This is a genomic window from Leptospira licerasiae serovar Varillal str. VAR 010 (genome assembly GCF_000244755.1).
Taxonomy (GTDB): Bacteria; Spirochaetota; Leptospiria; order Leptospirales; family Leptospiraceae; genus Leptospira_B; species Leptospira_B licerasiae.
In genome coordinates, this window is sequence record NZ_AHOO02000011.1 from 263,657 (window position 1) to 289,658 (window position 26,002).

At 42.0% G+C, this 26,002-nt stretch carries 23 protein-coding genes and 1 tRNA gene; 10 read left to right on the forward strand and 14 right to left on the reverse strand.

Annotated elements, in window-relative coordinates; translation table 11 throughout:
- Positions 1-5: 5 nt before the first annotated feature.
- From LEP1GSC185_RS13720 to LEP1GSC185_RS13750, 7 genes are all read right to left on the reverse strand, one after another.
- Complete coding sequence (locus LEP1GSC185_RS13720; RefSeq protein ID WP_008593508.1) at positions 6-1,487, reverse strand: flagellar hook-length control protein FliK; 1,482 nt, start codon at positions 1,485-1,487, stop codon at positions 6-8.
- Between the two features lie 123 nt (positions 1,488-1,610).
- Complete coding sequence (locus LEP1GSC185_RS13725) at positions 1,611-1,808, reverse strand: hypothetical protein (protein ID WP_008595311.1); 198 nt, start codon at positions 1,806-1,808, stop codon at positions 1,611-1,613.
- A gap of 352 nt (positions 1,809-2,160) precedes the next feature.
- The gene (gene carB / locus LEP1GSC185_RS13730; protein WP_008593663.1) at positions 2,161-5,472 is read right to left on the reverse strand and encodes a carbamoyl-phosphate synthase large subunit; all 3,312 of its coding nucleotides are present in this window, start codon (positions 5,470-5,472) and stop codon (positions 2,161-2,163) included.
- 71 nt (positions 5,473-5,543) lie between these two features.
- The gene (locus LEP1GSC185_RS13735) at positions 5,544-7,805 is read right to left on the reverse strand and encodes a sulfatase family protein (RefSeq protein ID WP_008595353.1); all 2,262 of its coding nucleotides are present in this window, start codon (positions 7,803-7,805) and stop codon (positions 5,544-5,546) included.
- Positions 7,786-8,370: an RsmD family RNA methyltransferase gene (locus LEP1GSC185_RS13740; RefSeq protein ID WP_008594241.1), complete on the reverse strand. Its 585-nt coding sequence runs from the start codon at positions 8,368-8,370 to the stop codon at positions 7,786-7,788. The genes LEP1GSC185_RS13735 and LEP1GSC185_RS13740 overlap by 20 nt, the downstream gene beginning before the upstream one ends.
- On the reverse strand, positions 8,367-8,891 hold the full coding sequence (locus LEP1GSC185_RS13745) for a hypothetical protein (RefSeq protein WP_232298508.1): 525 nt from the start codon (positions 8,889-8,891) through the stop codon (positions 8,367-8,369). The genes LEP1GSC185_RS13740 and LEP1GSC185_RS13745 overlap by 4 nt, the downstream gene beginning before the upstream one ends.
- A gap of 47 nt (positions 8,892-8,938) precedes the next feature.
- The gene (locus LEP1GSC185_RS13750; RefSeq protein WP_008594064.1) at positions 8,939-9,130 is read right to left on the reverse strand and encodes a hypothetical protein; all 192 of its coding nucleotides are present in this window, start codon (positions 9,128-9,130) and stop codon (positions 8,939-8,941) included.
- 106 nt (positions 9,131-9,236) lie between these two features.
- Between LEP1GSC185_RS13750 and LEP1GSC185_RS13755 the strand changes: the two genes are divergently transcribed.
- A complete protein-coding gene (locus LEP1GSC185_RS13755) occupies positions 9,237-10,229 on the forward strand; it encodes a hypothetical protein (RefSeq protein WP_008593513.1) in 993 nt (330 codons plus the stop codon).
- A 4-nt stretch (positions 10,230-10,233) separates the two neighbouring features.
- A complete protein-coding gene (locus LEP1GSC185_RS13760) occupies positions 10,234-10,593 on the forward strand; it encodes an LIC12806 family lipoprotein (RefSeq protein WP_008594961.1) in 360 nt (119 codons plus the stop codon).
- 126 nt (positions 10,594-10,719) lie between these two features.
- Here LEP1GSC185_RS13760 and LEP1GSC185_RS13765 read toward each other — a convergent pair whose 3' ends face one another.
- Entirely contained in the window at positions 10,720-11,130 is a 411-nt protein-coding gene (locus LEP1GSC185_RS13765; protein WP_008595647.1) for a type II toxin-antitoxin system VapC family toxin, read from the reverse strand.
- The gene (locus LEP1GSC185_RS13770; protein ID WP_008594595.1) at positions 11,131-11,361 is read right to left on the reverse strand and encodes a type II toxin-antitoxin system Phd/YefM family antitoxin; all 231 of its coding nucleotides are present in this window, start codon (positions 11,359-11,361) and stop codon (positions 11,131-11,133) included.
- A gap of 223 nt (positions 11,362-11,584) precedes the next feature.
- Here LEP1GSC185_RS13770 and LEP1GSC185_RS13775 point away from each other — a divergent pair, with 223 nt between their 5' ends.
- The gene (locus LEP1GSC185_RS13775) at positions 11,585-13,630 is read left to right on the forward strand and encodes an adenylate/guanylate cyclase domain-containing protein (protein ID WP_008594066.1); all 2,046 of its coding nucleotides are present in this window, start codon (positions 11,585-11,587) and stop codon (positions 13,628-13,630) included.
- 32 nt (positions 13,631-13,662) lie between these two features.
- Here the strand turns inward: LEP1GSC185_RS13775 and LEP1GSC185_RS13780 are convergent, their stop codons facing one another.
- Genes LEP1GSC185_RS13780 through LEP1GSC185_RS13790 form a run of 3 tightly spaced genes read right to left on the reverse strand, consistent with a single transcriptional unit; the run spans position 13,663 to position 16,756 of the window.
- Complete coding sequence (locus LEP1GSC185_RS13780) at positions 13,663-14,598, reverse strand: energy transducer TonB (protein WP_008594203.1); 936 nt, start codon at positions 14,596-14,598, stop codon at positions 13,663-13,665.
- Positions 14,576-15,607: a Holliday junction branch migration DNA helicase RuvB gene (gene ruvB, locus LEP1GSC185_RS13785; RefSeq protein ID WP_008593741.1), complete on the reverse strand. Its 1,032-nt coding sequence runs from the start codon at positions 15,605-15,607 to the stop codon at positions 14,576-14,578. The genes LEP1GSC185_RS13780 and ruvB overlap by 23 nt, the downstream gene beginning before the upstream one ends.
- Before the next feature lie 9 nt (positions 15,608-15,616).
- Positions 15,617-16,756: a S1C family serine protease gene (locus LEP1GSC185_RS13790; protein WP_024864024.1), complete on the reverse strand. Its 1,140-nt coding sequence runs from the start codon at positions 16,754-16,756 to the stop codon at positions 15,617-15,619.
- Between the two features lie 93 nt (positions 16,757-16,849).
- Here LEP1GSC185_RS13790 and tmk point away from each other — a divergent pair, with 93 nt between their 5' ends.
- Entirely contained in the window at positions 16,850-17,443 is a 594-nt protein-coding gene (tmk, locus tag LEP1GSC185_RS13795) for a dTMP kinase (protein ID WP_008595763.1), read from the forward strand.
- Here the strand turns inward: tmk and LEP1GSC185_RS13800 are convergent.
- Both LEP1GSC185_RS13800 and omp85 read right to left on the reverse strand, forming a co-directional pair.
- On the reverse strand, positions 17,437-17,781 hold the full coding sequence (locus LEP1GSC185_RS13800) for an LIC10421/LIC12816 family protein (protein WP_008594649.1): 345 nt from the start codon (positions 17,779-17,781) through the stop codon (positions 17,437-17,439). The two genes, tmk and LEP1GSC185_RS13800, sit on opposite strands and share 7 nt — an antisense overlap.
- 108 nt (positions 17,782-17,889) lie before the next feature.
- Positions 17,890-19,332 (reverse strand): Omp85 family outer membrane protein, encoded by a 1,443-nt coding sequence (gene omp85 / locus LEP1GSC185_RS13805; protein WP_008594230.1) that lies wholly within the window; start codon positions 19,330-19,332, stop codon positions 17,890-17,892.
- Positions 19,333-19,475: 143 nt separating this feature from the next.
- Here omp85 and LEP1GSC185_RS13810 point away from each other — a divergent pair.
- The 6 genes from LEP1GSC185_RS13810 to LEP1GSC185_RS13835 all read left to right on the forward strand — a co-directional run bounded on the left by LEP1GSC185_RS13810 (position 19,476) and on the right by LEP1GSC185_RS13835 (position 25,947).
- A tRNA-Arg gene (locus LEP1GSC185_RS13810) sits at positions 19,476-19,547 on the forward strand.
- Positions 19,548-19,877: 330 nt separating this feature from the next.
- Positions 19,878-20,495: a hypothetical protein gene (locus tag LEP1GSC185_RS13815; RefSeq protein ID WP_008595390.1), complete on the forward strand. Its 618-nt coding sequence runs from the start codon at positions 19,878-19,880 to the stop codon at positions 20,493-20,495.
- A 137-nt stretch (positions 20,496-20,632) separates the two neighbouring features.
- On the forward strand, positions 20,633-22,138 hold the full coding sequence (locus tag LEP1GSC185_RS13820; RefSeq protein ID WP_008594342.1) for an ATP-binding cassette domain-containing protein: 1,506 nt from the start codon (positions 20,633-20,635) through the stop codon (positions 22,136-22,138).
- Positions 22,139-22,208: 70 nt separating this feature from the next.
- Positions 22,209-23,852, forward strand: coding sequence for a DUF3556 domain-containing protein (locus LEP1GSC185_RS13825; protein ID WP_008594231.1), 1,644 nt, complete (start codon positions 22,209-22,211; stop codon positions 23,850-23,852).
- Positions 23,852-25,309, forward strand: a complete 1,458-nt coding sequence (locus tag LEP1GSC185_RS13830; RefSeq protein ID WP_008595427.1) for a phytoene desaturase family protein — start codon at positions 23,852-23,854, stop codon at positions 25,307-25,309. Before LEP1GSC185_RS13825 ends, LEP1GSC185_RS13830 begins: the two co-directional genes overlap by 1 nt.
- Positions 25,306-25,947: a TetR/AcrR family transcriptional regulator gene (locus LEP1GSC185_RS13835; RefSeq protein ID WP_008594567.1), complete on the forward strand. Its 642-nt coding sequence runs from the start codon at positions 25,306-25,308 to the stop codon at positions 25,945-25,947. Before LEP1GSC185_RS13830 ends, LEP1GSC185_RS13835 begins: the two co-directional genes overlap by 4 nt.
- Positions 25,948-26,002 lie beyond the last annotated feature (55 nt).

A 26,002-nucleotide genomic window follows, 5' to 3' on the forward strand; every position in this document is an offset into this window, starting at 1 on the left:
TCTCCTTAAACCAGAATGTTTAAGCGTTTATCAGTATTCTTTTCGGCAAATTCTAGATTTTCGATAGAGTCCATTTCGGAAACTTCTTCCAAATCGGAAGAATTCGAAAAACCGGAAGACTCGAATCCAAACCCCTCTTGGTCGAAAAATCTGGAAGAATCTTGTCCATCCCAACTCATGCGTAAAGAATCCTCTGATTCCACGATCAAAGACTGAAGATCCAATCCTTGCTCTTTAAAATCTTTTCGAAGTTGTTCCAGATCGCCTGCGAATAATTTTCTCACCTGATCAGACTCTACCAAAATTTTGCCTTGGACCTTATCGTCTTCTACAGTGATACGTAAGGAAACTCTTCCTAGTTCTCTCGGGTTCAATCTAAGAGTCGCTTCCGATCTTCCATTCTCTACAATATTCAATTTTGCTGATTGGACCAATCTTTGGAAATTTTCCTTCATCTGAGTACGATCCATTGAAGATCCGGGATTCGCCTTAGAAGTCTTGTTCTGTCCGGAAACTTCTTGGTTCTTTTCTACAACTCCAAGACCAGCCTTTAACAGGGTAAATGTTGTTTCGTTCCCGTTTCTTTGGGAGAATTCTTGGTTCTGGGAACCTTTACCGGAAGTATCCGACTTAGAAGCTTCTTCCACTTGAGCCGCCTTTGCTGCTTGGTTTTTGGAATCCATAGAAAGAGTTTCTTGTCTTTTCTCCCTGGTGATCTTCCAGTTCTCCGACTCCGGAATGAAATTTTCTTTATGAGAATCTTTTAATACAGTTAGAATTTTTTCTTCGTTTGCAGGTTTGGAGAATTTGCGTGCCTCCTCCAAACTTTTCATACCTTCATCCAGACTTTCTTTTTCCGGAGTTTTTTTGGCTTCTTTGATAGAACGTTTTTCTTCCGGCTGATTCGATTTTAGAACGGAGACATTTCCAGATTCTTCTTTTTGTTCGGCCTTAGTAGTAGATTCTTCTTTGGAATGTTTTTGGATCTTTTTGGTCGATACGGATTCTTCTTGGTTTGCGGCGCTTGCGATTTCTTTTTCTTTTTTAGCTTCGAGCCCGGCCAAGAACACACTCATCTGAGTGATAAAAGGAGAATCTAATTCTTCCGATCCGAATTCGGGATCGATCTCTTCTTCTAGCTCCGGATCCGTTTCAACCGAATCCGTCTTTTGCATTTTTTTCTCGGAAAGACGAACTAGTTTTTCGCTGTCTTCTTCTTCCGAGTCAGTCTCTTCTACTTTTTCTTCTTCGGATCTTACAAATAATTCAGGTTCTTTGGACTCTTCCGCTTCCGGGGTCTTTTCTTCTTTGATCTCGGACCTTTGTCCTTCTTCCAAAACCTTTTGGGAGCGAAGCTGGATGGACTTCATAAGGTCCATAAAACTTACGGAAGGAGCGGAATTTTTCTCGGGAACGTTAGATACCTTTGGTTCCGTCGATAGTGAATATCCTTCTTCTCTGCCTGGTCCTTCCGTTCTGATCTGCATAGCTCGCCCCTTGCAGTATAAGGATCGAAAGATCTGTAAATTCCTTGATAAATTTATAAGATTATCTTCTTCCTTTATCGGATTATGTCGTATTGGATTGACCTCAGGTAGGAACTACTACCCTCAATTATAACCTGCGAGTTCTTCCATGATCCAGGCATGTGCATCCTGGACGGTCTTATGTAGGTCCTCCAACTTATGAAGATCCATTTTCAAGGAGCCGTTCTCAAAGTGTAGATGCACATGTCCACAATTGGCACATAGATCCACTATAAAGTAATTTCTCTCGGAAATCCGGATTGGGCGGCAGTATTCTTCCATTATTGTTCTCCTTTCCTAGAAGCTTGCTTTTCGGTTGGATATTGTCAATTTGATTTTGAGTCTTATTATCAATAAATATCATAAGCTAGGCTAAAACTATTGAATAAGGAAAGAATTTAAGCGGCCCTTAGCAACATATCTCTGTGTGCTCCGTGATCTCTGTGCGAAACTTTCTTTTTTTGGTTCGCACGGAGGACATAGGGATCGCTAAGCGACAGCGATCGCAGCGGAAATCCGGCGATGCACCATCATAATGTTAAAGTTTGTATATTAAGAAAATATTATGGTGCTTCGCTGATTGAGCGAAGAGCGCGGTTCTCGCAAAGCGAGAAGTCGCCCCCAAAATAAGATTTTATTTGCTACTATGGATCTCTTGCAGAGAACGGATCGTGAATCCTTTGTCAATCATCTCGATCATTCCTTTAATTAGAGCCTTGGCAGCACTTGCAGTAGTCAAACATGGGATCTTATAGCGGATCGCAGCTTGGCGGATCGCAAAACTATCGTCTCTGGTCACTCTACTAAGCGGTGTGTTCAGTATAAGATGGATCTTGTTCTCTCGAATATAATCTAACGCAGTTGGGAACTGATTATCGTATACCTTATTGATCTTAGAAGATAATATCCCATTTTCGGACAAGAATTTATGAGTTCCTTCCGTCGCGATCAGATTGAACCCTAATCCCGAAAGATCTTTGATATATTTTAATAATTCTTTTTTATCCTTATCGTTTACGGAAACAAACACTGTCCCCTGAGAAGGAAGTTCTTCTCCCGCCATATACTGGGATTTTAAGAAAGCTTCTCCCGCTGTGTCGGCAATTCCCATCACCTCACCTGTAGATCTCATTTCAGGTCCGAGGATCGTGTCTACTCCAGGAAATTTATTAAAAGGTAATACTGCTTCCTTCACATTTACGGTCGGGAATACCATTTCTTTTGGAAGAGGAAGTTGTTTTAATGTCTCCCCCATCATGATGCGAGTAGCGTATTTTACGACAGGGTGCCCAAGAGCTTTGGATACGAATGGAACAGTCCTGGAAGCGCGAGGATTTACCTCGATCACGTAAACTACTTCTTCTTTAACAGCGTATTGGATATTGATAAGACCTTTGACTTGTAATTCCAACGCAAGCGCTCTTGTTGCGCTTCTGATATCATCCAATACTTTTTTGGATAAGGATTGAGGAGGAAGAACACATGCGGAGTCTCCGGAGTGGATCCCTGCCTCTTCGATATGCTCCATGATACCTGCAATAAATACGTCCTTGCCGTCGCAAAGTGCATCCACGTCCACTTCTACTGCGTCCTCTAAGAAGGAATCGATGAGAAGGGGCCTGTCTTCCGAAATTTCCTCCGCCTTTTCCATATACTTATCCAGCTCTTTTTCTTCGCTGATGATAAGCATCGCTCTTCCACCCAATACGTAGCTTGGACGAACAAGGACAGGATAAGTGATATGATTTGCGATCTTTCTAGCTTCTTCGGCCGAGGTAGCGATCCCGTTATTAGGAGAGATCAATTTCAGCTTTTCTAATACTTCTGCGAAACGTTTTCTGTCTTCCGCTCTGTCTATGGAATCAGGGCTTGTTCCTAGAATAGGAACCCCTCTACTTTCCAGATCTTTTGCAAGTTTTAAAGGTGTCTGTCCGCCGAATTGGATGATAACTCCGTCCGGTTTTTCCTTTTTGTAGATCTGCATTACATCCTCTAAAGTTAGAGGCTCGAAATACAATCTGTCGGAAGTGTCGTAGTCGGTAGAAACCGTTTCCGGGTTGGAATTCACCATAATGGATTCCACTCCCAGATCCTGTAACGCAAAAGAAGCATGGCAGCAGCAATAGTCGAACTCTATTCCTTGTCCGATCCTATTTGGTCCACCGCCAAGAATGATGACCGACTTTTTAGAGGTTACGTTTGTTTCGTCCTCTTCGTCGTAAGAAGAGTAAAAATAAGGAGTATATGCCTCGAACTCTCCGGCACAAGTATCGATCCTCTTATAGATAGGTTCTATTTTAGAAGATTCTAATACTTCTTCCAGGTTCTTTTCCTGTCTTTTTAGAATAGAACCTATCTCCGCCTTTTTCTTGTCTGGAGTTTGGGAAGTGGAGAGGATTTTTTCTATCTCTCCTTTTTTAGAAAGATACGCCAACTGCCTATTGGAGAATCCCGCTTTTTTGAGTTTTCCTAAGACGGAATTCCCTTTTTGTATAAATTCTTTTTCTAAATTTTGCAGATCTTCGAATTGGTACAAGAACCAAGGATCTATCTTACAGAGTTCGTGGATCTTCTCTACGCTATAGCCCTCTTCCAGCGCCTTTTTAACGTAGAAGATCCTTTTGTCGTTCGGCCTACGCAAGAATGAATCGATCCTTTCCTTTTTCTGTGGAACAGACAGGCTATGGAACTCTACTAACTCGGCGAAATTTCCGTCGGAACCGAAACCGAATCGATCGATTTCTAAGGAGCGCATCGCTTTTTGGAAACTTTCTTTAAAAGTCCTTCCGATAGCCATGGCCTCTCCTACAGCCTTCATCTGGACTCCAAGCGTATCGTCGGTGCCGGGGAACTTCTCGAAAGCGAACCTTGGGATCTTAGTGACCACATAGTCTATTGACGGCTCGAAAGAAGCAGGAGTAACTCTTGTAATATCGTTTTTGATCTCGTCCAAAGAGTATCCAATGGAGAGTAACGCAGCGATCTTTGCGATAGGGAACCCAGTCGCCTTAGAAGCAAGCGCTGAAGATCTGGAAACGCGAGGGTTCATTTCGATCACGATCACATCGCCGTCTTCTGGATTCACTGCAAATTGGATATTGGATCCGCCAGTTTCGACTCCGATCTCTCGGATGATCTTGATGGACATATCCCTTAAATTTTGGTATTCCTTATCGGATAAGGTCTGCTGAGGAGCTACAGTGATGGAGTCTCCTGTATGAACTCCCATAGGATCTATATTTTCTATAGAACAAATGATTACTACGTTGTCGGCGAGGTCTCTCATGACCTCCAACTCGAATTCTTTCCATCCTAAAACGGATTGTTCCAACAATACCTGGCTGATAGGAGACGCCTTTAGGCCTTTTCCAACCACTTCGTCGAAAGTTTCTTCGTCGTAGGCGATCCCTCCTCCGGTCCCACCCAGAGTGAATGCAGGTCTTACGATCAGAGGAAGTCCGATCTGAGCTTTGATCTCTGCAGCTTCCTTTAGATTATTTGCGAGCCCGGAACGAGGGACTTTTACCCCGATCTTCTCCATTGCTCTTTTGAAAAGTTCCCTGTCTTCGGCTTTCTTGATGGCGTCTATTTTGGCGCCGATAAGTTCCACATTATACTTTTCTAATATTCCGGCATTATGACAGGCCAATGCAAGATTTAATGCGGTTTGACCTCCTACAGTAGGTAGGATTGCATCCGGCTTTTCTTTTTCCAAAATTTTTTGGACGACTGAAACGGTCAGAGGTTCCACATAAGTGGCATCAGCCAGATCCGGATCGGTCATGATGGTAGCAGGATTGGAATTGAGAAGAATAACTCGAATTCCTTTTTCTCTAAGAGCTTTGGCGGCCTGGGTGCCGGAATAGTCGAATTCGCAGGCTTGGCCGATAACGATCGGCCCGGATCCCAGGATCAGAACGGAGCGGAGATCTTCCCTTTTGGGCATATTATTTCCAGGATTTTTATTCTGGCCTGTACTTCAAGTCTTTCCGGACAAGAAAGAAAAAAGCATTTGGATCAAAGTTCTGATTTTGGCAGGAAATATTCTCCCGCCTTCTTCCATTTCCCGGAACCAAGCAGTAGGAGCTCCAACTTACGCTGCAAATCTCCGCAATTAGAGGCAGGAAGAGGATTTGTATTCCATGGATCGGAAATCCGATCATAACAGGTATACAAAACTCCATTGGGGCTCGGAACATAGATCAGCTTTTTGGTTCCGGTTTGGAGCATTCTATGTTTAGAAAATAAAACCGTCTCTTTCGCGTAAGGGTCGGAAACAGTCACACTATTTCCGTCATTTGGATCGATCGTATGCAGCTCCAGAATATTCGGATAACGGATCCTATCCTTTTGGAAAAAATGATCTCCTCGATCCGAAAACCAGATCCCAGTCTCAGAATAGACAAAACGATCCTCTGCCCAATGATCTTCTTTTGGAAGTTTGGTCAGATCCTTACCTCTAAGAGAAAGATCCTGGTTTGTAGGAATTCCGACAATCGACAAGATAGTAGGAAATACATCAATAGAACTTGTGATCCCCTTAAAATTGCGGACTTCTTTCCTTTCAAAAGATTTGGGCACCTTGATGATAAGAGGGATCTTGGTAACGCCCTCCCCTCTCAAATGTTCTCCATGACCATGACTATGATCCTCTTCAAACAAGGACTCTCCGTGATCCGAGGTAAGAATAATGAGAGTATCGTCGTATAAGTTCTTTCTTTTCAGTTCCTCTAAAATTTTTCCTACCGCAAAGTCGAAAGCGGTCAACGACGCGGAATAAATAGATCGGATCTGTTCCTGTTCTTTTTTATCAGGCTTCTCAGAATTACTTGGGTCCACAAAACGAAAATATTTAGAAGGCCCATAATAGTCTGGATCCGTATTCTTATAAAAAGGATAAGGAGGACTATAGGGGAAATGAGTTACGGAAGAAAAATACAAAGCAAAAAAAGGACGATCCTTTTTATCGAACACCGAGAATAGATCCGGAAGAATACGCGAATCGTCCCCCAAGCTAGGAAGTGATCGGATAGAAGAAAGATATTCCCCTCCTCCAAAAAAAGTCCCTGTCAAAACGGGAAGAAAGAAAACCTGGGATTCGATCGTTCTTTGTTGGGTCAATGTCTCCGCGCTAAAATTCGGAGCATAAACATTTTGGAAACCCCAGTTCGCTCTCGGAAAAATATCGCCGGCAAAAGATGATACTACGTAGGTTCTATAAGATTTTCCTAAAATACCTGGAAGTGTCGGAATAGAATTCCCCAATTTAGAACGATCTTCTTTATCCGGGAACATATCCTGGATACCATGTTCAAAAGAATATTTTCCGCTCAGGAAATCCGCCCAAGAAGGAAATGTCCTAGGGATCGTAGAATGATGATCCATAAACACTAGAGACTCGGCGGCCAGTTTATCTATATTCGGAGTTTTATCCTTCTCTCCTTTTACAAATCCTAATTGATCCTGGCGTATACTATCCGCTGAAATAATCAGTATATTCGTGCCGGAAGGATTTACTAAGGCCACTTTAGATACTTCATTCTCCCTCCGGGGAGTCGTAAAAAAGGAAAATCCAAAACCTAATAGTGAGATTGCGACAAAGATCAGATCTTTTTTAGAGCGGGAAAATCGAATATCGAAGGAATAAAAAGCGGAAGCGCACAAAACACCCCAGGCAGACCCTGAAAAATGGAAGGAAAAGAATAATATTATAAAAACAGCATATCTAACCAGGTATCCATAAGATCTAGATTTCCAAAAATTATATCCCGTCCGGATTATTTGAGTCGATAAAAATAAAAATAGGACAAATTTAAAGAAAAAGGGAGAAAAATGGTCCGTGATAAAATACAGGAATCCGACGGCCCAAGAATGTCTGTAATAAAAAAACTCTCCGTAAACCTGAGGATATTCGGAAACGGATCCACAAAACAAAAGAAACAGAACGAAAAATAAAATTAAATAAATCTTATATATCTCGATCTTCTTCCCATTCTTCCATTCAGAAAAATCGATACCTAAAAACAGGATCGCGATCCCCACAAAAAAAACATAAGAAGAAGCGAATACTCCGCTCAAGTCTCTTAATAATAAAGGAATAAGCCCGTAAAAAAGAGAAATAAACTCACTGATGTCCACTCCCATAACATGCAAAGATGTATTAGTGAGTAGACAAAGAAGAGTCAGAACGAATACAAAGACCCCGGAATGGACCCAAGGATTTCCGGAGTGAAATTCGGATCGAACGAGGTTTTTAAGCTTAGACCAGAACTCGGACATTTAAAGTATTCCTGCCGAAGGAACGAGGAGTAAAATTTTCCCAATCCAAAGGGACCGGAGACTGAACGATGATCACGGCCACACCCGGTTCGTTTTGAGCAATCTCTTCTACTACCTTTTTCAATTTTTCGGTCTTTTTGTCCCAGAAAGAATATGGAGGATCCATAAAATACACTTTGGTCTTTTCAGGAATATCGAAACCGGAATAAAATCGGAAAGCGTCTTTACGTAAAACTAAATGAGGTTTTCCTAATTTATCCAAAACGCCCTTTAGACTTTCGAATCTATCCCATGCAAGTTCCAAAAACACCGCCCTTGCAAAACCTCTACTCAATGATTCTATCCCCATCTGGCCGGAACCGGCAAATAGATCTATAAATGCGGTATCTTCCAAGTTCAAGCGGCCCTGGAGCTGCAGAGACTCGATGATATCGAATAATGATTTTTTAATGATAGCAGGAGTAAAATTACTCTTACCCTCAGGACTAACTGGAGATGGGATCAATCTACCCTTTAATTCCCCGGTTTGGATCCGAAGACCTTTTGTTTTTTTTCCCGGTTTCATTTTTCCTCTTTTCTCTTTTCCAGACCTATTTCTAAGATCCGGATCCTTTTCCCCAATTTGGAATCAGCAGGAACCGATTTAAGTTTTGCCAAAACTGAACTCGCGGCCTCGTATTCCTGAGAAGAATACAATATACAAGCATATGTGTAAACACCTTCGGAGTACCGAACGGAAGACTCTCCCTTAGCTAGGAAAATTTTTCCCCAACGAGTCCCGGATTCATAGGATTCCAAAACTAATGCACGTTCTAAGAATAAAAAAACAGAATTATAAAAGATGGAGGGTTGTTCCTTGGATCTGGAGTAAATGCTTAGAAGAGTTTTATCTATCTCCTCTAAACTTGATTCGGAAGCAACATACAACAAAAGGATCTTATAATCCAACTCTCCGGATCTAAGTCCGGATCTGGAAACCTTCACTAAAGTATCATAGTTTCCTTTTTTATAATATTCATACACTTGATCGAAATCAACCGAATGAACGGAGCTCGAAAATAAAAAGATTACGGTAATTATTAGCAAAGCGGCCCGAAATGATGCTTTTGAAAAAAAGCCGGACCGCAAAAAGATCAGAGTTCGATTACGTTTGAAGAGCCGCACATGGAGCAGATATGATTTTCTGGGCCGTCAAAAGATCCTTCGGCGTCATCTTCCCAACGATGATCACAATCCTCGCATACAAAAGTTACGGCGTCCTCGTCGAGATAATCCTCGTCGCCCTCTGTTTCGTAATCCTCGTCAAAATCATAATTATAAGGCATATTTACACGGAATCCAGGAGGGGTCCGAGAGTCAAGCTAGAGTAGGAATTCCAACCCCAAAAAATAAGTGAAAGGTCCGGGCTTTTTTTAGAATCTGACTTTATACATGCTCTACCAAGCCAACCACAGAAGTTACAGAAAAAAAGCGAATTACAAACCGTTAGTGTTCTTTTTGATCCTGCTAGGTTTGGCAGGGATCGCATTTTTTTTCAGGCAAGATATCAAGAATCTATTCGCTGGAGATAGACGTTTACTTCTCGAAAAAGAAAGAAAACTACTCCAAGAAGGGATCGTTAAAGGGGAGCCGAAAGAAGGAGAGATTAAAGAATTCAAATCTACTGCTAAGGATTTTGTAACTTCTAACCCAAAAGAAGGGATCTCTTACCATTATGCGGCCCTTTCGGGATATTATGAATTCTTACTATTAGGTTTTAGATTCGATTCGGTCACTCTTTCTAAAATTGCATACACAGGCTTCCAAGAATTTTTAGAACAAGATAGCTCTTATCTTCCTCTTGTTGAGGATTCGTATAGACAAGCGTTGAGGGCTCAAGCGATAGATCCCGAATTTTTAGAATCCACCGACAATCGTTATTTGATCGCGTTCGGCGAATCCATCCGACAAAAACTGAGCCGATCCGCGTTGAACAAACTTCTGATCTCCATTGAGCCTGAAAAATTAAGCCCTGAATTAAAATCGGGTTATGCTTGGACCTGTTTGGTAGGAAGCGCACTTTCCGGAAATACGGAGTTCTTGAAGAAGATACTTTCCAGGCAGGATGTTTCAGGTTCCCTTTTACTTTCTGCAAGAGAATCCGATTTTCTAATCGCATTGTCCGAATTCAGAGCGGGACAATATGTTTCTTCCTTAAATTATTTAAGAAGGGTCAAAAATACAAACGAAGACTTTCTAACCGGAAGTTCTAAAATTTTAGAAGCAAGGATCTTTTATTACCAAAATCTTTCGCCAAAAGCGATCGTATTATTAGAAGAATACTATCCGAATTCGGGGGACAGAAAGGAAGAAGTTTTGGATCTCGCAAGAGAGATACTTTCCAAAAATCAAACCTTGAAAACGAAACTTCCGGTAGAGGATTAAAAAAATGAAATATTCTATCTCCCTATTTCTTTTAGCCTTTTTAGGCTGCGGAGTAAAACCGGTCCCTCCCCCTGCGGGTAAATTCTGCGAGCCGATGCTCAAAAACACACAATGCGTGTATCTGGACTTCAGAAATGCAAAGGCGATCTTGGAAGATAAAGAATATCCGATGAAATCCACAAGCACCTTGAATTTTTCCTACAAAGTAGATGATGTCTATTACGAAGTGGAAGTCCTGAATGAGAATCGAGTCAAGATCACAGGTACCAACGGATTCCAAAAAACATTATTAAAATTGAAAGATAAAGACGAGAGGAAAAAAGAATACGCCAAACTTTGGAAGGCGATCAAGGATCTTTTTTAAATTTATACTCACTTCGCTCGTGAAGCTCACATCGTGATGAGCTATAGTCGCTTCGCTCCTGAAGCCCGCGTAGTGGCTATAGTCGCTTCGCTCCTGAAGTCAAATATCTAATACTTAGAAATTTGACTATAAAGAGATTACCTTTAGGTTTCCCTTTTTACCGTATTTTATAATTTCCTTATCTTTGGTGACTAACTCCGCGTTTAAGACTCTTGCAGTGGCTACAATGATCCGATCCGCCGGATCCCCGTGAAATGAGTCTGGCAAATTCACACTTTCTACAATTACTTCAGGACTTAAATTATAAGGTTGGATGCCGGGAGCATTATACGCATCTTGCAACCATCGATTTAATGTTCCTGAGATCTGTATCCTTTTTTTGGCTACAAGCATCCCAACTTCCCATCCGGATATTTCGGAGATAAAGATCCCTCTATGAGGAATATGCCTGTATAATTTCCTCAGAATGGGTTCTTTTTCCATTCTAGGATCTCCTTCCATTAGCCAGATCCAGGCATGAGTATCTAGAACGATCATTTATTTGGAGTCCGCATCCCAACGTAAGCCTAGGCTCGGAACAATATCTTCGTTCTCTTGGATACGTCCTTTTAGATAACCGAATAAGCGAGCCGCAGTACTATCTTTGATAGTTACGAGTTTGGCCACAGGTTTCCCGTGTTTGGTGATGATCACTTCTTCCTGGGTTTCTTGGACTCTGTCCATTAGGCTCAGGCATTTGGATTTGAATTCGGCGGCAGATAATTGCATACACCTCAAATTATAATATGACCAGTCATCAATGTCCAGTTTTTTTATCTTGAATCCTCGTTCCGAGAAAATTTTCGAGAAACGATCTTAGAAAAGCAATTTGATCGCGACTACTCGAACGAGTGATGTAGGTATCCTCTTATGAAATAATTCGAGAAGAATCGACCGGATCATAAAAAATGCTCGCTGGAACTGGTTTTCTCCACCTTATTGATCTACGCATATGAGTGATCCAGGCAGTACGATTCGTTTTTTTATTTTAGGAATTCTTATTTGTTTTTTATCCTTCTCTTCCTGCTCCGAAGCAAAAGGTAAAGAACGCCCCAAGGCGGAGAATGGAACATTAGATTTAAGCAATTGGGATTTTGAAAAAGACGGAACAGTAGAACTGAACGGAGACTGGAGATATTATTGGAAGGAACTCATTCCTCCAAAAAATTTCCAAGACGATCTTGTTTCAGATCCGAGCGGGTTCATTCCTGTTCCAGGGGTATGGAACGGTCATCTTTTAAAAGGAGAACCTTTACCTGCGATAGGTTACATCACTTATCATTTAAGATTGTATCTTCCGGAACACACTCCTGATCTTGCGGTACGAATCGACGACGGGCAAGGTTCTGCATACTCTTTATATTGGAACGGCAAACTTGTAGCTTATAACGGAAGGCCGGGAGCGTCTCCGGAAGAAGAACGCCCGGAATATTTGGCTCAAACCAGTTCCGTTCCTCATTCCAAACAAGTGGATTTAGTGATGCATATTTCAAATCACTACCACCGGAACGGCGGCTTTCAAATGCCGATCTTACTTGGAGATTCTTCTCAAATTTTTGCGGCAAGGGACCGGAACAGGATGACAAGCGCATTTTTGGGAGGCGCGTTACTCATCATGGGCTTGTATCATATGGGCCTATTCTTATTCAGAAAAAAAGAAATGGAGATCCTTTGGTTCTCCCTTACCTGTCTTGCAATCACTTCCAGGGTATTTTTCAGCGGAGATAGATTTATAGGAGAGGCTCTCAGGGAAGCTCCTTGGAATATCATGGTCCGAATAGAATATCTCTCCTTCTATCTAGGCGTCCCTTTTATGGCGATGTTTATGAGAACTTTGTATCCTGCTCAGTTCGGAAAGACTGCCATGATTGTTATTATGGCAGTCTCTATTCCTCCTTGTCTTTCCATTATAGTGCTTCCTCCCGCGCTCTTCAGTTATACCCTCCCTTATTACCAAGCGCTGATCGTATTCTCAGGAATTTATGGTATGATCATGTTGACTATAGCGATATTCAAAGGTTTACAAGGTGCAAAACTGATGTTACTCGGCTTAGGGATCTTCTTTGCATCCGTATTGAATGATTTTATTTTTTATCAATTCCATATAGGACCGGGATATCTTACTCCCGCAGGTCTATTCCTGTTGACGTTTGCGGACGCGGCTACATTGGGTAGAAGGATCGCAACCGCGTTCAATACAAGCGAAGAGCTATCCGTCAATCTGGAGAAGAAGGTAGTAGAAAGAACAAAAGAACTCGCAGAAGAAAGAGACCGCACGGATTTGCTATTACTGAACATTCTTCCTAAACCAGTCGCAGAAGAATTAAAGTCCAAAGGATCAGTCACTCCAGTATATTACGAGTCCGCGAGTATACTATTTACCGACTTTGTGGGATTCACTAAAATTGCTGCGGAGATGTTGCCCAAAGATCTGGTAGAGGACCTGCATAATTGTTTTTCAGAATTCGATTCAATAGTCTCCCGTTTGGGTTTGGAAAAACTAAAGACGATCGGTGATTCTTATATGTGCGCCGGAGGGATTCCTAATACGAACTTCACTCATGCTGTGGATAATTGTTTGGCCGGCCTGGAATTTCTAAAATTTATGAATAAAATTGCAGAGTCAAAATCGCAATTGGGACTTCCATTCTGGGAATTAAGAGTGGGTGTTCATACTGGACCGGTGACATCCGGAGTAATAGGATCCAACAAATTCGCGTACGATGTTTGGGGAGACGCGGTCAATCTTGCTAGCAGGATGGAATCCTCAGGCAAACCGGGACATCTAAATATCTCAGGCTCCACTTACGAACACGTAAAAGATTTTTTTGTATGCGAATATAGAGGAAAGATCCAAGCAAAAGGAAAGGGAGAAGTGGATATGTATTTTGTAAGTTCCATTCGCCCGGAACTTTCCGTGGATGCAAAAGGAATTTCTCCGAACGAAAAATTCGAAACTTTGAGAAAAGAATTAAATCTGAAACTAAGTGCGGTCTGATTCGAGGTTTCGGGAGAAATATTAAAAATTTCTTATCTTCTATAAATGCGAGGAAAGATAAAAGTGATCCCATAGATCATACCTTGCGCTTTTACATCTTCCGGGACTTTTCCGAAATTTTGTCCCCTAAGAGCATCCACGCAGGATTGGTCTACAAGAGATTGTCCTTGGGAAGAGATAAGTTTGGTATCTATTACTTGGCCGGCATCGTTTAATAAAAATTGGACTTTCGCTTCTCCGGGTTCGATCGCTTCTCGGATAACAGTTCCTGCACCGTCACGATATCCGAAATTCCCTCCACCGGGAGGAGAAAAACTTTGTTCGATCTGGCGGAGCATTCTTTTAAAATATTCGTAACCTACTAACTTCTTAGTAGGAACGCTCATAGAAGAACTTCCGTCCCAACGAAATAACATATCTTGTTGAAAACGATAATTGAACGGAATCTTTGTGAGTCTTCCAGTGGCTGGAGTTTGCTCCGGAGTTTGTTCATTCGGATTGGTAAATTCCACAGGATCCTGTTTTAGGATAGCGACTTCGTATACTTTTTCTTCTTCTGTTTTCTTTTGGGAGTTTTGAGGAGTTGCCTTGGAAGGATTTCTGAAAATATTTCCCATTACGAATTCACGGAACGGAGAAAGTGTATGAAATCCTTTCTCTTTGGTGATCCCACCGGAACCTGCGGACTCTACGTTAGATAACGCTTTGTATTCGTCCTTGATCCTTTTGTCTACGAACTCCTGTTCCAGTAATACTTCGTAAATTTTTTCTCGTTCGGCTCTTTCTTTTACCTGAACGATCGGGTCTTCTCCCAAGATCTTAAATAGAATATTACGCGTGAATAAGTGGGCTACTAAGAAAGATGCGAATGCAAATACGAAAAAAGCGGCGAATAGTAGACGACGATCGTCTTCTCCTAAATCTCCTGTATTATCTATTTCGCTTTTAAAAAAGGCCGGGAGCCGCATCTTCTTCTATTCTTTTGCCGAAAGCCGGAGGGATCTTGTCCATCAGCTTGTAAGCCTTCTCCGTGGCTACTCTACCGGAAGAGGTTCTATTGATCAAGCCAACTCTTACCATATAGGATTCATAATGGTCTTCCAGAGTCCTTTCTTCCTCTCCGATTACTGCGGCAATCGGCTTTAGACCGACTGGGCCTCCTTTGTACCGATCGATCATACATTCCAGGATCTGCCGGTCCATTCTATCCAAACCCAGTTCGTCTATTCCCAGGCGAGAAAATGCCTCTTCACAAGCGGGAATACGGATTTTTTTTTCTCCTTTGACTTCTGCAAAGTCCCTTACTCTTTTGAGAAGATGGTTCGCGATCCTTGGGGTTTTTCTGGACCTTCTTCCTATCTCGAAGGCAGCGTTCTCTTCTATCTCATAACCCAGGATCTTGGAAGATCTAAGAACGATATCTTTCATTTCGGCATCGTCATAATATTCCAAACGGAAATGGATACCGAATCTACTCTTGAGCGGGTCCGAGATGAGTCCGCTTCGAGTTGTTGCTCCGATCAAAGTGAACGGTTTTAATTTGATCTGGATTGTCTGAGCTGTGATCCCTTCTCCTACGAGAAGATCGATCATGAAATTTTCCATCGCAGGATAAAGGATCTCCTCTACCTTGCGGCCTAAAGAATGGATTTCATCTATAAATAATATATCTCTCTCTTCTAGATCAGTGAGTAATTTTGCAAGGTCCGCTCCCCGTGTCAAAACGGGAGCGGAAGTAACAACAATACGAGTGCCAAGCTCTTGGGAAATGATACCAGCAAGTGTGGTCTTACCCAGACCGGGAGGTCCGGATAACAGCACATGGTCCAAGGCCTGGCCTCTTTTTTTGGCGGCTCCTACGAAAACGCCTAGATTGGACAGGATCTCCTTTTGCCCAATAAACTCGGAGAATAAGGAGGGGCGAAGAGTGATCTCATCGTCGAATTTATCCTCCGGATTTAAGGTATGTCCCGCCAAAAGTTTTTTTCACTCCGCCAGCTTAACCGAAATTTTTAAGATCTGGCCTTTTCTGAATACTACGATGGAAACACGTTGTCCCACTTTAGAAGCCCTGATCTTAGAGACCACGTCATTCGCGTTCTTGATTTTTGTGCCGTCTATTTCCAGGATCACGTCTTCTACGTCGATACCTGCTTCTGCGGCGGCGCTACCGTTCTGCACTTGACGAACAAATGCACCTTCCGGTCCGGAAAGTTTAAGTTCTTTTGCGGTCTCTTCGGTCAGATCGTCTAACGCGACTCCCAATCGAGCACGTTTGACTTTTCCACCTGATTTTAATTCTTCTACGATTGCTTTAGCTTCGTTGATAGGGATTGCAAAACCTAAACCGATAGACCCACCGCTTGGGGAAACGATCATACGATTGATCCCCACCACCCTTCCGTTGATGTCTAGAAGTGGGCCACCTGAGTTTCCTTGGTTGATCGCGGCGTCCGTTTGGATATAATGAACTCCGGAATTATCGATCCCGCCTCTTCCCACTTTGGAGATGACTCCCACTGTCATGGATTGTTCCAAACCGAATGGAGCGCCTATCGCAATAGCCCAATCTCCCACTTTCACTGCGGAAGAATCCCCTATTTCGATAGGTTGTAGATCCTGGTTTGCATCCACTTTTAAAAGTGCAACGTCTATCATAGGATCCGTTCCGATCAGCTTAGCGGAAACAGGTTCTTTTACATTCTTAAAAACTACTTTAAATTTATCGAAATTACGAACCACATGATCGTTGGTGAGAATGTATCCTTCTTTATTTAAAATAAAGCCGGAACCTAATCCGCTCACTTTTCTTTTCTGGTTCCTTACTCTGCCTTGCGGTCCGTAAAAAAATTCCTGAAACGGATCGTTGTATTGGGGAACGTTGACTGTTCCTTCGGTAGCAATTAGAACAACGCTTGGAGAAACGTTTTCATATACTTCTTCAAATGCTTTCTGGATAGAGACTGCGGCTTTCGCGGACGCGCTCGGTTCTCTATCCGATTTCGCGTTTAAAAATAAAGCGCTGTCGTTTCCTGTTCCGCAATACAAGATCGGAGAAAGGATCACTCCGGCCATAACGGATATGCCTATCACCAGGAAATTTTTGAATCTGTCGTTTTTTTTCATGGATTCCTGCCCTCGGGAATGGGATTCCGGTAGATGAGCTTTCAGCATTCGAAGCAAAACCACTCATGTCAAGTGGCTTTCCTATCCGAACACATGGCACAAATACCTGGATTTTACGTTTTTGAAGGTTTAGACGGAAGTGGCAAAAGTACCCTTTCTGTCCGAGTCTTAGACCTTCTTGCCTCCAAACATGTTCCAGCAATTTGTTTTGCAGAACCTACTCGCTACGAATCCGGGCTTTACTTACGAAAATTTTTAAGCGGAGAAATTGAACTTTCTCCGGAAAAACAGATCGAAGCATTTTTAGAAGACAGGGAAGTTTCTCTTAATCGGAATATTTTGCCTTCCCTTTCCCAAAAAAAGATCGTGTTACTAGATCGGTACATGTATTCCACGGCAGCCTATCAGTCGGGGGATTTTTTTTCGGCAAAAGAGATCCTGAAAAAGAATTTAGACAGGGGATTTCCGGAACCCGAAAAAGTTTTTTATCTGGAAATTGAACCGGAAGAAGCTTTGGCGAGATTGAAAGGAAGAGATACTACCAAGGATAGATTCGAAACGATCAGCGCTTTGACTAAGATCAAAAAAGCGTATGAAGAAATTCTTCCGGAGAATACCGTCCGTCTGGATGCAAAACTCCCAACGGAAGAATTATTAAAACTAGTAACCGAAAAAATCCGCTATTGAACCAAGGATTGTCTTAAAGTTTTTAAGGTTTCTTCATGGATAGAAGCTTCCTTATCTAACTGAGCTGCTAATTCCACTAACTTCTTCTTGCGAGCTTGGGAAGAATGATGTTTCGGTTCTGAGGAAGCAAGCTCTCTCAGATGGATGGCCTCATTTCTTTTCTTCTTAGAAAGATTGGTCAGGTATTTTTGGAGCGCTTCTTTTTGTTCCTGGGTGGATAAGGTTTCCACCAATGCTTTTTCGATAAGTTTCGTTTCCTCTTCCGCTGAGAAGGAAGAAAGCGCAAAAGGAAACAGGGACAGAATTGAAATTAATCCGACAAACGATTTGATCTTCATCTTGACTCTCTTTGATTGTTCTAAAGCCGATCTATATTTTTGGTCCGGCTGAACTCAAGTGTTTACGGGATACCGATCTTGAACAGCAAATTTCTAAATGCGAAATTTTTAGAAAATCTGGCCTATGTCTATGAATAATTGAGAATCTTCTCTAGACTTTGCATAATCGATAAGTATGACAGTGGCTTGGTTCCAGATAATTCTTAAACCTGTTCCATAAGAAAATTTATATCCTTGGGTACTAATATCATGATACCCGTTCCAAACCCTGCCGAAATCATAAAATGGGACAAGACTCAAGGTAACCAATTGGTCCCAAAATTTGAATGTCCCAAATCTCCAACGGATCTCAAAATTTCCGAAACCGATCATAGGAGCGATAAACCTTTCCTGCCTATAACCTCTCAGAGTTTGTAGGCCGCCCAATCCGTTGATCGGTCCATCGATCGACCACATATAACGATATTCTGAAAAGGGAACTTCTCCTTTAGAATAATGAAGTCCCGCTCTTCCCGCTACCACAAGTTCCTCGAATAATTTCGGGAAAGGCATATAGAAAAATTTACCTTGAGTAAAAAACTTCTCAAATTCGAAATCGGACCCGGCACGTTTGGAAGAAGAAGAGTAATTCATCTCCAATAGGACACCTGAGTCAGGATCCGGTTCGAAGTCCCGAGTATCGTAAGCAAGACCGATATGGATATAATTTACATTTCCACCATGATAACCGTTGATAAGTCCCGCTTGGTAGTCTTTGGTTAACTTAGAAGTTCCGTTAGGATAGGAAGAACCCCAGCCTGTAGCAGGATCTCTTGCTACGGAATAATAATCTCCGTTAGTCGCAATTCTACCATTCGGATAGTCGTAAGTTCGGATCACATTTTGGGAAAACTCAGGAGCAACAATCCAACGAAAAGCTCCCCAGAAAGTTTTATCCACTGAGAATGTTGCAGTCGTGGAGCGAAATTCGTAAGTATTATATAAACGATTGCTTTCATACGGATAAATCGATCCGGGAGAAGAAGGTCTGCGATAGGAGAGTGCATCCTCAAGATCCGAGAAGCTGCCGCCATTCTTCAGTTCGCCTGTAGGTTGGTTCCGATCTCTATATTGAATTTCACGTAACGTTCCAGTTCCGATTCCGAAATACTGGGAGTTCTTATTCGTGCTATAAGAAACGCTCGTCTTCAATCTATAAGCGGTGTCGAAAAGAAAAGGACTATCAAAAGTGAATTCATAATAGTCCGCACCTTTAGTCGTTTTATAAGCCTGGGCGCCGAATCTATATTTGTACGGTTGGAATTCGAAATAAGGATCGGAACGATTTCCGTTCTGGTATAAAAATCCTCTGGCGCCGTAACCCTGCCCCCTTACGGGGTCTTCCGAAAAAACGGGAAGCCCGGTTGCATACCAACCACTTCTTTTTTCCGCGAGTTCGTTCTTGGAGAGACGTTTGGATTCGTTTAGGTCGATTGCAACCTTCTCCCCTTCCGAAAAGATCGAAGCGGGGATCAAGATACAGGCTAGAAAAAAATGCCGAAGAGAAAACAAATGCAACCGCCTATGGGCAAGTTGAATAAGAGGATTAAAATGTAAGCTAAAAACCTCTGAAACTTTCCGAACATTCGGGTAAAATCTTAAGAAGAGGAATCAGATTGACTGCTTGGGCAATTCCCAAAAACTCACCTACATAAGTACCTATAGCTCAACGGATAGAGTACAGGCCTCCGGAGCCTGGGGTCCGGGTTCGAGTCCCGGTAGGTACAAAATTCCAAACATACAGATTCATTAGGACTCGAAGCTTTTGCACGTAAGCATTTGCAGCGATCCTTAGAGAGCGTCGCAAATGTGCCGCGAGCCATGGATGGCGAAGCGAGTGCAAAAGACGCCGTGGAGCCCAATCGAGCAGGATGTGAGATTGCGTAACGGCGAGTCCGGGTGATTTTGGGTCTGCTCATTTAATCTTTGCTTTCTATTTAGATCATCTTCCCCGGTCTTAACTTGAGACTGGTTTTGATCCCATTATTCTCGATATTAATTATTATCGACAGGCCTTCATTGACGGGGAGTCGTATAAATAAACTAATTAAGTAAGTATGAAGAACATAAAGAAAAATAGCCTTTTATACTTTATAATCCTATTGTCTTTAGCAGGCTGTGTGCGTTCCGGCACCGTAGATTATTTATATAATGGAAGGATAACCTCATCCGAACCTCGTTGTCGCCTACCATTTCAAACCTACGAGGCAATCTTTTTAAGTAAAAGCTCTGATCCCGATAGTTCTAGCACAGGAAGACTACCGTATCAAGATCCATTTAATAAAATTGAATTAAAAACTTTCGTTGAGTCAATTTTAGTATCCTTTCCGAAAAACGATACTGTTACTTCCAAAGCCACAATTGAATACATTGAAATTTCAGAATTACCGGGATTTCTTTCAACTATAGTCGCTGATTTTACTTTAGGAATTATTCCTTATAGCAAAGATAGGATCTCCACATTGACATTAACCATTGTAAGCAATAATAAAATTTCATTTCAACAAAGTATTCGTGCAGATTGGACAGTATATGTATGGATATTTGGAACCTTGTTAGGTTTTCCGCTTTTTGCAAAGCCTATCGAAGATCGTCAAAAAGAAATAATAGAAAGCACTCTGCCTGCCTTAATCAACCAATCTAGTGAAAAATTGTATCCCGGTTGTATGATGTAATTTTAAATCCTCTTGCAATTTTAACACTTCTCAATTAGTCTAATAATTCTCTGGGCAACCGGAGTCTTATGGCATCTTAAACAAACCCACCCCAATCGATTTTATTAATCTGCGCGTAACCGCGCAAAGGGTTTGTTATGCAATCAAGTATCGTCGCAAATGACGTCTCTTTTGAATTTTCAGACGGGCGTATCTTATTTCAAAATCTAAATTTTTCCCTTGGACAAGAACGTACTGCTCTAGTAGGTCCAAACGGGATCGGAAAGACCTATCTTGCAAAATTGATCGTAGGAGAAATAGAAACTAGCAAAGGCAAAATTTCCAGAAATTCCGCGATCTCTTATGTATCCCAAAGAAAGAATCCGGAAAGAGTTCCTGTAGAAGAATTTCTACAAAATTACTCTTGGTCTCTTTTGGGAGAAAAACTTCTTACAGGAATTGATCGAAAAAGCTTTTGCGATCAATTGAGCGGAGGGGAATGGATGAGAGTCCGACTCGCAGAAAAGTTGGAAGACCAATTTTTAATCTTGGACGAGCCTACAAACGATCTGGACCAAGAAGCAAAGAAAGTTTTGATCCGATTCCTAAAAGAATATGAATACGGGTATTTACTTATTTCTCACGATAGAGAATGTCTAAAGCTCTGCGAAACTATTTTAGAATTATCTAATTTGGGCCTAAACAAATACGGCGGAGGTTGGAATTCCTACGAGGAAACTAAGGAAAGAGAAAGAAAAAATTCTTTGGCCGCTTTAGAAAAAGCAAGAAGAGATAGAGATGCGGCCCAATCAGAAAGATTAGAAAACATGGAAAGACAGGAAAGAAAAAACCGGAAAGGTGCAAAATCGGCCGCTAAAGGAGGAGCACCTAAAATACTATTAGGAGCCAGAAAAAATAACGCTCAAACCACTTCCGGAAAACTGAACTCTTCTAGTTTAGAAAAAGCAAATGAAAAGATCTTAGAAGTATATGAAGCAATGGATCGTTTAAAAATAGATCCGATCATGTATGCAAATATTTCCGGAAAAGCGATACCTTCACAAAAATTAGTGGCAGAGGCAAAGGATTTCAATATTCGGTTCCAGGATTGGATCTATGAGAAAGATTTAAACTTCTCCTGGAAAGGAAATTTGCGAATCGCGATCAAAGGAATTAATGGATCCGGAAAATCCACTTTATTACAAGCTTTACTAGGCAATAATCTTGAAACAAGGGGATCGCTTACATTAGGTAAATTGAATACTCTATACATAGACCAAAGATGTAACCAACTAAATGATTCCAAATCCATCTTTGAAAATGTAAGAGATGTTTCTATCTTAGAAGAAAGTGAGATCCGAAATGGACTGGCAAAATTCCTATTTTTCAAGGACGCAGTCTTTCAAAAGGTGCATACACTCAGCGGAGGAGAAAGACTTAGAGCCGCATTAGCAAGAGGATTATTAAGTACTGAAAAACCGGAACTTCTAATCTTAGATGAACCCACAAATAATTTGGATTTGGGGAACATTGAATTTTTAGAAAACCTGATCAGAGAATTCAAAGCCGCGGTTTTGATTGTTTCTCACGATGAATCGTTTTTAGAGAAAAGTGGGATCCAAGAAGAATTGGCTATAAAACACATTCTAAATGTGACCAATTAGTCATTTTTTCTTGACATTCTTTTCGACTCCTGTATATCACTCCCTCTAAATATAGAATACGGAGAGAAAGATGTTTCTTCCTAAAGCTCCCCCCTATGACGCCTTGGCCTGGGCGAAAATGTCGTTCGCAGACAGAGCCCGTTTGTCCTGCCAAGCCTGGGCAGTCCAAGGTTACGGCTCCCCTCTTGGAGCATATATCGTTTATGTTTTAAAGATAGCGTTATACATCGCTGGTTGGATCTATTTTTGCTCTTTCTCCCCCGGCCTCGGAGCTTGGGGAACCATCTCATGGTGGTTTGTTCCTGTAGCGTTTCAAAAAGCGATCGTATGGAGTTTGTTATTCGAAGTTTTGGGATTTGGTTGCGGAAGCGGCCCTTTGACCGGAAGATATTTCCCTCCTGTTGGCGGGTTCCTATATTTTTTAAGACCTAAGACTACCAAAATGCCTTTATTCGAAGGAGCTCCTATTATCGGGGGAAGAACCAGAGGAATTCTGGAGATAGTATCTTATGCTGCGGTTTTGGTTTATTCCGTTCTGTGTTTGATTCATCCCGCTCCAGGCTTCGAACAATTTTTGCCGATCATCATCAGCTTGGTTGTCGCAGGCATATTAGATAAAACTGTTTTTCTCGCAGCAAGAGCGGAACATTACTGGGTCACTATCGTAGTATTTGCATTTGCACAGAATTGGATCGCAGGAGCAATGATTGTCCAACTTTCCATCTGGTTATTTGCAGGATTTTCAAAACTAAACGCACATTTTCCAAGTGTGGTTTGTGTGATGGCCAGTAATAGTCCTTTCACTCCTTTCTCCTGGTTCAGAAAGGCGATGTATAAAAATTATCCGGATGATCTTCGCCCTTCTTCCACTGCGATTGCAAAAGCGAATATGGGGATCGTTTTAGAGTTAGGAACTCCTATCGTTCTATTTACCGCGATCATGACAGGTTCTCAAACAGTTCTGTTCTTAGGGCTCGGGATGATGGTCTTCCTACATAGTTATATCACCAGTAATTTTCCAATGGGAGTTCCAATTGAATGGAACTTCTTGGTAGTCTACTCCGGCTTTTTTCTATTCGGAGCAAATCCGACCATCACACCTTTCCAATTGGAATCCGCTCCGGTTGCCGCTTTCTTATTCGTGTTCTCTTTCGCTCTTCCTTTGATCGGAAACATCAGACCGGATTGGATCTCCTTCTTACTAGCAATGCGTTATTATGCTGGTAACTGGGCGGTAAGCGTATGGATGTTCAAAGAAGATAGTTATAAAAAATTAGAGAAGCTCACTAAAACCTCAGGATGGTTGTATGACCAGTTGGATATGTTCTACGAAAGAAAAGTATCCGTAGGCTTAGTAAGCAAAGTGATGGCGTTCAGGTTAATGCACTTACACGGAAAGGCTTTCCAAAAACTAGTCCCAAAGGCGGTTAAAAATTTCGAAAAGTACGAATGGGTAGAAGGAGAACTGATTGCAGGAATGATTGTTGGCTGGAACTTCGGAGAAGGTCACTTGCATAGCGAACAACTTCTTAGATCCGTGCAGGCACAATGCGGGTTCAAGGACGAAGAACTGCGTTGTATCTTTATAGAAGGTCAACCATTAGGAAAATCTACTATTCACTACAGGATACACGATGCAGAAAAAGGTTTGATAGAAGACGGAAAGATAGAAGTTGCCGATTTAAAGGAACTTCAACCTTGGCCGACTAAGTAATGGATTTTACTTCCGAAGAATATGATATTTGTATCATAGGATCCGGCCCGAACGGACTGGCTGCGGCCTCCGTTCTGGCGGGTTCGGGACTTTCGGTTTTAATACTGGAAGCATCGGATACGATAGGCGGCGGTTTACGGACCAAAGAGCTAACCCTACCAGGTTTTCATCATGACGTTTGTTCCGCCGCTCATCCTATGGGAATTTTGTCCCCGTATTTAAAAACCCTTCCTTTGGAAAAACACGGACTCAAATGGATTGAACCGGAAGCTTCCGTAGCCCATCCTCTGGACGGAGAACCTGCAGTACTTTTAAAATTATCTTTGGAAGAGACTGCGGAAAATTTAGGAGCGGATAAAAAATCCTATATAAAATTGATCTCTCCATTTCTAAAAAATCCGGAAGGACTTTTATCGGACGCGTTAGCTCCCCTTGGCATCCCAAATCATCCTTTTTTATTGGCCAGATTCGGTTTATTAGGGATCCGATCCGCAAAATCGATCGTAAATTCTTGGTTTAAAGAAGAAAGAGCGAAAGCATTATTCGCCGGTTGCGCCGGGCACTCCATCTTTCCGCTGGATAAATTATTAAGCGGTGCGCTTGGACTTCTATTCTCTTTGACCGGACATGTTCGTTCTTGGCCAGTAGCGCAAGGCGGATCCGAAATGATCGCAAAATCTATGGAGTCTTATCTAAAAGATCTCGGCGTAAAGATCAAAACGAACTATAAGGTCTCCAATCTATCACAACTTCCGAAAACAAGAGCGATCCTTTTCGACACAAGTCCGGACCAGTTGGGAAATGTTGCCGGAAATACATTATCTTCTTCTTATATTCAAAGGATTTCATCCTATAATTTCGGACCAGGAGTATTCAAAATGGATTGGGCCTTGGATGGACCCATTCCCTGGAATGATCCAAACTGTTTGCAGGCATCTACAGTCCATGTGGGTGGAAAGTTCTCCGAAATCGCAAGTGCTGAATCGGAAGTCTGGTCGGGTAAACATCCCGATCGTCCTTATATGTTGGTAGTCCAACAAAGCCAATTCGATCCGACCAGAGCTCCTAAAGGAAAACATACAGGATATGCGTATTGTCATGTTCCCTCCGGCTCCACAAAAGATATGACTGAAATTTTAGAAAACCAGATCGAAAGATCCGCACCCGGATTCAAGGACAGGATATTAGCCAGACATTCAATGAACACAAAGGATTTTTATTCTTATAATCTAAACTATGTAGGTGGAGCGATCACAGGTGGAGCGGCAAATCTTCCTCAGGCATTCTTTAGGCCTATAGCAAAAATGAACCCATACACCACTCCTGATCCTCATATTTATATATGTTCAGCATCCACACCTCCCGGTGGAGGAGTTCACGGAATGTGTGGATACTACGCGGCCAAAGCAGTATTAAAAAAAATTCATAAACTAAAATCTATTCGTTATACCAAATGAAACTAGCAATATCAGGGTCCAGAAGACAGGACAACAAAACAAAAAATAGGAACGCGATCTTAAATGCGGCCCGCAGAGTTTTTGCGAGCGTAGGATTCGAGGCATGTTCTACCAGGGAAATTATCCGTGAAAGCGGTCTCGCCCAAGGCACATTCTATAATTATTACAAAGATAAGGAATCCGTAATGCAGGACATCGCGGATGAATTAGCGGAAGGTATCCGAAAAGGTATCAGAGAAGCCAGAGCTAAAGCGGATAGCCCTTTGACTTTTTTGAGCGATGCGTACTTTGCAGTCTTCCATGTGATGATGCAGGATAGGATCCATTTGGATCTATTGACCAGGAATAGGGATATCATCCGAGGTTATCTTTTCCAAGGAGGTTCCATGACTTATATCTTGGAAGAACTGGACAGCGACTTGGAAAGAATGGTAGAGTTAGGCGGCTTTCCCGCACATCCGATCCGGATCACTTCAGTCATGATGGTAGCCGCCGGCTTCGAAGCGATGGTGCTTTTGGCAAAGGAAGACGGATATAATCTCAGAAAATTGTCCGACTATTTAGGTCTTCTTTTCCAAGGAGGAATACATAACGTTTCAAAAGTGATCCGGGAAGATAAGGAGTTATTGGGAGGTTAGCGCGTCCACTTGCTATGCTCGAGCCAGGCTCTCGCAGAGCAGCGGAAACGCAAAG